Origin of the sequence: Streptomyces sp. NPDC058464 (assembly GCF_042721035.1) — a bacterium.
In the GTDB taxonomy this organism is placed as follows: domain Bacteria; phylum Actinomycetota; class Actinomycetes; order Streptomycetales; family Streptomycetaceae; genus Streptomyces.
Window position 1 is genome coordinate 22,906 of the sequence record NZ_JBHXMA010000076.1, and the last position, 6,022, is coordinate 28,927.

7 protein-coding genes are annotated in these 6,022 nt (G+C 68.8%); 6 read left to right on the forward strand and 1 reads right to left on the reverse strand.

Annotated elements, in window-relative coordinates; translation table 11 throughout:
* Positions 1-17: 17 nt before the first annotated feature.
* Positions 18-443: an ester cyclase gene (locus tag ACFWPQ_RS49465; RefSeq protein ID WP_384051198.1), complete on the reverse strand. Its 426-nt coding sequence runs from the start codon at positions 441-443 to the stop codon at positions 18-20.
* 365 nt (positions 444-808) lie between these two features.
* Between ACFWPQ_RS49465 and ACFWPQ_RS49470 the strand changes: the two genes are divergently transcribed.
* Genes ACFWPQ_RS49470 through ACFWPQ_RS49495 form a run of 6 tightly spaced genes read left to right on the forward strand, consistent with a single transcriptional unit; the run spans position 809 to position 5,528 of the window.
* Positions 809-1,435: an amino acid synthesis family protein gene (locus ACFWPQ_RS49470; protein WP_384051201.1), complete on the forward strand. Its 627-nt coding sequence runs from the start codon at positions 809-811 to the stop codon at positions 1,433-1,435.
* Entirely contained in the window at positions 1,432-1,983 is a 552-nt protein-coding gene (locus ACFWPQ_RS49475) for an amino acid synthesis family protein (RefSeq protein ID WP_384051204.1), read from the forward strand. Before ACFWPQ_RS49470 ends, ACFWPQ_RS49475 begins: the two co-directional genes overlap by 4 nt.
* A gap of 7 nt (positions 1,984-1,990) precedes the next feature.
* A complete protein-coding gene (locus ACFWPQ_RS49480; RefSeq protein ID WP_384051207.1) occupies positions 1,991-2,722 on the forward strand; it encodes an alpha/beta fold hydrolase in 732 nt (243 codons plus the stop codon).
* Positions 2,715-4,202 (forward strand): aldehyde dehydrogenase, encoded by a 1,488-nt coding sequence (locus ACFWPQ_RS49485; protein WP_384051210.1) that lies wholly within the window; start codon positions 2,715-2,717, stop codon positions 4,200-4,202. The genes ACFWPQ_RS49480 and ACFWPQ_RS49485 overlap by 8 nt, the downstream gene beginning before the upstream one ends.
* Position 4,203: 1 nt before the next feature.
* Positions 4,204-4,488 carry a 4-oxalocrotonate tautomerase family protein gene (locus tag ACFWPQ_RS49490; protein ID WP_384051212.1) on the forward strand — a complete coding sequence of 95 codons (285 nt, stop codon included), beginning with the start codon at positions 4,204-4,206 and terminating at the stop codon, positions 4,486-4,488.
* Positions 4,485-5,528: an LLM class flavin-dependent oxidoreductase gene (locus tag ACFWPQ_RS49495; RefSeq protein ID WP_384051215.1), complete on the forward strand. Its 1,044-nt coding sequence runs from the start codon at positions 4,485-4,487 to the stop codon at positions 5,526-5,528. The genes ACFWPQ_RS49490 and ACFWPQ_RS49495 overlap by 4 nt, the downstream gene beginning before the upstream one ends.
* The last annotated feature ends 494 nt before the right edge of the window (positions 5,529-6,022 follow it).

Here is a 6,022-nt window from a genome sequence, read left to right on the forward strand (position 1 = left end):
CCTTGTCATTTCGATCATCAGTCCTGTCCGACGCTGATGATGCCCAGGGCCGAGAGCAGCGCCCTCGGATCCCACGTCACGTACTCCTCGACAACCCGGTCCCCCTCGAAGCGGGCGAAGGTGGCACCGCTGACTTCGACGTGTCGCCTCGTGGACGGGACACCGAGGAAAGCGTTCACATGGGTTCCGCTGCTGTGCCAGCGGATGGCGGCCATGTCACCTTCGACCACGATGTCGTCGATGACCGTGGTCAGGTCCGGGAACGCCGCCCGCGTGGAAAGGACCGCCGCTTTGAAGGCGTCCAGGTTCTGCGGGTGCGCCTCTGTCCCGTGGCGTAGGTAGACCGGACTCAGCAAGGCGTCGAACGCGTCGACGTCGCCGTCTCCCCAGGCCTTGGCCCATACCTTCTCGATGAGTTCTCGACGGGCGTCGGTGTCCGTCATCTCGTCTCCTCTTTCACAGTGGCGGCCCTCTGGAGTGCGGCCGGTCGCCGGCCGGGACGCGGAGTACCCACACGCTCCGGCGAGGCCCTCGGCCGTGCCATTCGAAGGTGAACGGACAAGAACATCCTTGCGCCCGCAAGGCCGATACCCGGACCGCACTGCCATACAAGAAGCAGTAAGGCATGCCACTGCGGGAGCGTCAAGGGCCCGGCAGCGCCGAATCGCCCCTCCAGACCTAGATCCAGCTAAACAAACAGCTCAGATGACACTTACCAGTCCCCCGCCGGAGACCTCGGAGGTATCCGAAGACCGCTCGGGCCGGACCCCTTGACCGGTTTGCGGACGCATGCCTATCGTCCTGTGCCATGCAAGAGCGCTTGGAACGACCCGACGAGAGCATCGGGCTCCGCAAGATCGTGGTCTACCGTGATGTCATCGTCACCGAGGCGGGCGAGGCACTCGCGCAGCCCGCGCGGCGAGCCAGCGTCGCCGCGGTCATACGGAATCCTTGGGTGGGTTCCGGCCCCGCGTCCGATCTGTCCACGGAACAGGCCCGTATCGCACCGGAGCTGGCGAAGCTGCTCACCGACCGCCTTATCGCCTCCCTGGGCGGTGTGGACGAGATCGAGACCTTCGGCAAGGCCGCCATCGTCGGTACGGCGGGTGAGATCGAGCATGCCGGAGCACTCATCCACACGCCGTACTTCGGCAACCTGGTGAGGGAGTTCCTTCAAGGCGAGTCCATCATCTGCTTCGCCGACACACGTGCCGAGGCCGGAGAGACACTGGTAGTCCCCCTCTGGCACAAGACCCACGCCGCGACGCGCAGTCACTACCAGACCATCAGCGCCCGCGTATCCGACGCACCGCGCGCGGACGAGATCGTCGTCATCGCGGCCGCGTCGACCGGGCCGCGCCCGCATCCCCGCATCGGGGACCGCATGACCGACCCGACCGTCACCGCCGAGACCCTGGAGGTCGTTCCCTCATGAGCATCCGCAAGATCGTGACCGTCGTCGAGGAGATCCGCGCCGAGGGCGGCCGGAAGCTCGACCGGCCCGCCCGCGTCGCCGTCGTCGCCGCGGTGATCGAGAATCCCTGGGCCGGTCAGGGCTTCGTCGAGGACCTCGGCCCCGGCATCGAGGCGAACGCCTCCGACCTCGGCGCGCTGCTGGCCCCAGCGGTGCTCGACGCCCTCGGAGCCCCCGCCGAGGCGTACGGCAAGGCCGCCATCGTCGGCCTGGACGGCGAGATCGAACATGGCTCGGCGCTGATCCACACGCTGAAGTTCGGCGACCACTTCCGCAAGGCGGCCGATGCCACCACCCTGTTGCCCGCGGTCGAGAAGCGCGGACCCGCCGGCGTGGTCTTCGACATCCCGCTGAAGCACATCACCGATGCCACGATCCGTTCGCACCACCAGAGCTTCGAGGTCCGGATCAGCGACGCCCCACACCCGGACGAGATCGTCATCGCGCTCGCCGCCGCCGCCCAGGGGCGGCCCCAGCAGCGCCTGGCGCCGCTCACGACCGAACAGTAGGTGCTCCATGAGCAAGCCGACCGTGGTTCTGCTGCACGGCGTAGGGCTCGACCACACCATGTGGGAGCCCGTCGCGGCGCTCCTGGCCGACCGCTTCACCGTGATCACCCCCGACCTGCCGGGCCACGGCACCCGCCCGCCGGTGCGCGAGGACGTCACGCTCGCAGACCTGGCCGACGGGGTGGTCGACGAGATCCCGGACGGCTCGCACCTCGTCGGATTCTCCCTTGGCGCGCTGGTCGCCCAGTACGTGGCGCTGCACCGCCCCGAGCTGGTGGCCACGCTGACCTCGGTCGGTTCCGTGTGCCGGCGCACGGCCGGGGAACGGGCCTCGGTCCTCGACCGGCTCCGCGTCGCGGAGGCCGACTTCACGGCGAGCACGGCCGCGTCCCTGGCGCGGTGGTACGCCGGCTCGGACGTCGACCCCGGCTGGGTGGCGCGTACCGAGGCCACGCTGCTCGCCAATGACGTCGGTTCATTCCTCAGCTGCTATCGCGTGTTCGCCACGGCGGACGCCGAAATCGGGCCGGACCTGGACTCCATCACCGTACGCGCACTGGCCGTGACAGGGGAGAACGATCCCGGTTCCACCCCCGAGATGACCCACCGGCTCGCCGCGGCGCTACCGGACTGCCGTGCGGTGGTCGTCCCCCGGGCACGTCACATGCTGCCTGTCGAGCGTCCTCGGGCGCTCGTCGACACCCTCACCACCTTCCTCGGAGAGTGCGCACATGTCTGACCTCACCACGTTGCAGCACTTCATCGGCGGGACACCGGTGGAGCCCGAGTCGGGCGAGTACTTCGAGAGCACCAACCCGGCCACCCGTGAAGTCCTCTACCAGGCGGCACGCGGCGGAACCGCCGACATCGAACGGGCTGTCGCCGCCGCGACCCGGGCCTTCGAGGACCCGCGCTGGCGCGACCTCAGCCAGACGCGGCGGGGCCACCTGCTGCGCCGCCTCGGTGACCTGATCGCCGAGAACGCCGAGGACCTCGCCCGTATGGAGACGCGGGACAACGGCAAGCTGCTGCGCGAGATGCGAGGGCAGCTGGCCACCCTGCCGGAGTACTACCACTACTACGCCGGCCTCGCCGACAAGATCCACGGCGATTTCATCCCCACCTCCGACCGTCAGGTACTGAACTACACGGCCCGGGAACCACTGGGAGTCGTCGGAGCGATCACGCCCTGGAACTCCCCGCTGACACTGACCAGCAGCAAGCTGGCGCCCGCTCTCTGCGCGGGCAACACCGTCGTGATCAAGCCCTCCGAACACACCTCGGCGTCCGTCCTCAAGCTCGCCGAACTGGCACTGGAGGCGGGGCTCCCGCCAGGCGCGGTGAACGTCGTCACCGGATTCGGGGCCGAAGCGGGACAGGCACTGGTCGACCACCGCGACCTCGCGAAGATCTCCTTCACCGGCAGCACCGCCACCGGGGCCCGAATCGCGGCGGCCACCGCGAGCCGGTTCATCGGTTCCACGCTCGAACTCGGCGGCAAATCCCCCAACATCGTGTTCGAGGACGCGAACATCCCGAACGCGGCGATGGGCGTCGTCGCCGGCATCTTCGCCGCCGCGGGACAGACCTGCATCGCCGGCAGCCGTGTCTTCGCCCACCGGTCGGTCTACGACGAACTGCTGGAGCGAGTCGCCGAACGCGCAAAGACCATCCGCATCGGCGACCCCATGGACGAGCAGACGGAACTCGGCCCGCTGGCCTTCGCCGACCAGCGCGACAAGGTGGCCGGATACGTCGATCTCGGGCGTGACGAAGGCGCCCGGGTGCTGACCGGCGGGCACGCCACCGACGGCGGGCTCGGAGGCTACTTCTACGAACCCACCATCCTCGTGGACGTCGACAACAGCATGCGCGTCGTACGTGAGGAGATCTTCGGTCCCGTCCTGGCCGTCATGCCGTTCGACACCGAGGACGAGGTCGTACGTCTGGCCAACGACACCGAATACGGACTCGCGGCCGGCGTCTGGACGACGAACCTCGCCCGTGCGCACCGGATGGCGGCGCGCCTGGACGCGGGCACCGTCTGGGTCAACACCTACCGGGCCATGTCCCCCATGTCCCCCCGGCAGGGCTTCAAGACCAGCGGCGTCGGTATCGAGCACGGCACCGAGTCCATCAAGGAGTACACCCGGCTCAAGAGCGTCTGGATCAACACGAGCGACGAGCCCGTGGCTGATCCGTTCACCATGCGGAGCTGACATGCCACAGGTCGTCATCACCCTGGCCGAGGGGCGCACCCCGGCCCAGATCCGGGACCTGCTGCACGAAGTGCACGCCGCGGTCCTGCGCACCACGAACACCCGGCCCGAATACATCCGTGTCGTCGTTCACGAGGTTCCCAGGTCGCACTGGGCCACCGGCGACGTCACCCTGACCGAGATGGACGCCGCCGGCACGGGACAGTCCGGCACGGCCACCGATGAGCGCGACGACCGGGACAGCACCCGGAACCCGGTCACCGCGGCGGACGAGGAGCAGTCATGAGGTTTTCGTTGTTCGTGCACATGGAGCGCTGGGACGAGGAGGTCGGCCACCGCCAACTCTTCGAGAATCTCAGCGAGCTGGCCCTCATGGCCGAGGCCGGCGGGTTCGGCACCGTGTGGATCGGCGAGCACCACTCGATGGAGTACACCATCTCCCCCAGTCCGATGCCACTCCTCGCCTACCTGGCCGCGAAGACCTCGACGATACGACTCGGCGCGGGAACCATCATCGCCCCGTTCTGGAACCCGATCCGGGCCGCCGGCGAATGCGCGTTGCTCGACGTGATCAGTGACGGCCGGATGGAGGTGGGGCTCGCCCGGGGCGCCTACCAGTTCGAGTTCGACCGGCTGGCGGGCGGGCTGTCGGCCCGCGACGGCGGCAAGCACCTGCGCGAGCTCGTGCCCGCCGTCCGGGCTCTGTGGCAGGGTGACTACGCCCACGACGGCGAGATATGGCAGTTCCCGACGTCGACCAGTGTGCCCAAGCCGGTGCAGCAGCCCACCCCGCCCATGTGGATCGCGGCCCGCGACCCCGACTCCCACGACTTCGCCGTCGCCCAGGGCTGCAACGTCATGGTCACCCCGCTGATGAAGGGGGACGAGGAAGTCGTCGACCTGAAGCGGAAGTTCGACACGGCGGTGGCCAACCACCCCGAGATGGCACGTCCTGAGCTGATGGTGCTGCGGCACACCCATGTCCACTCGCCCGGCGAGCCCGACGGGTGGCGGCCTGCAGCGGAGGCGATCGGCCGGTTCTATCGGACCTTCGACGCCTGGTTCGGCAACCAGACCACCCCGCGGAACGGGTTCCTCGACCCCAGCCCGGAGTCGAAGTTCGCGGGCCGCCCCGAGTTCGAACCGGAGTCCTTGCACAAGACGGCGATGATCGGAACCCCGGCCGAGGTCATCGAGCGGCTGCGCACCTACCAGGAACTCGGCGTCGACGAGTACAGCTTCTGGATCGACACCGGCCTGCCGCACGAGGAGAAGCGCAGGTCGCTGGAGCTCTTCATCAAGGAGGTCGTCCCCGCGTTCCAATAGGTCAGCGCTGTCCGGCGGAGCAGTCACCCGGGAGAGCCTGCCGACCGCGCACCCCCGACGCGGCCGGCCCCGGGGACTGCACCGTCCGGGCAGGGTCATCCTGCTCGCTCCCCGGCCCGGGCCCCGAGCTCCCTCCCCACACCTCTGATCCGCAGGTCGTGCACCCGGTGGGACGTGAGGATCGGTGACCGGTCCGACGCAGAACGGCCACGTCGCCCTCGCCGACCGGGTCATCCATCCCCACGGCTTCGGCCCACTGGAGTGCGACGACAGGGGTGTCCGACGTCGAATCGATGGATTCCGCGTCGGGGTGACAACCCCGCGGTCGCCTTCCCCACCACCCACTACAGCACCCTCCTTCCACCCGTCCCCAGGAGCACGCCATGACCCACGACGCTTCGGCGCCGGTGTACGGCAGCGCGGTCACGAAGGTCGAGCCGTTCGGTGTCGACCACATCCCCGACAACGAGCGTCACGGCAGGCCCAGTTCGCAG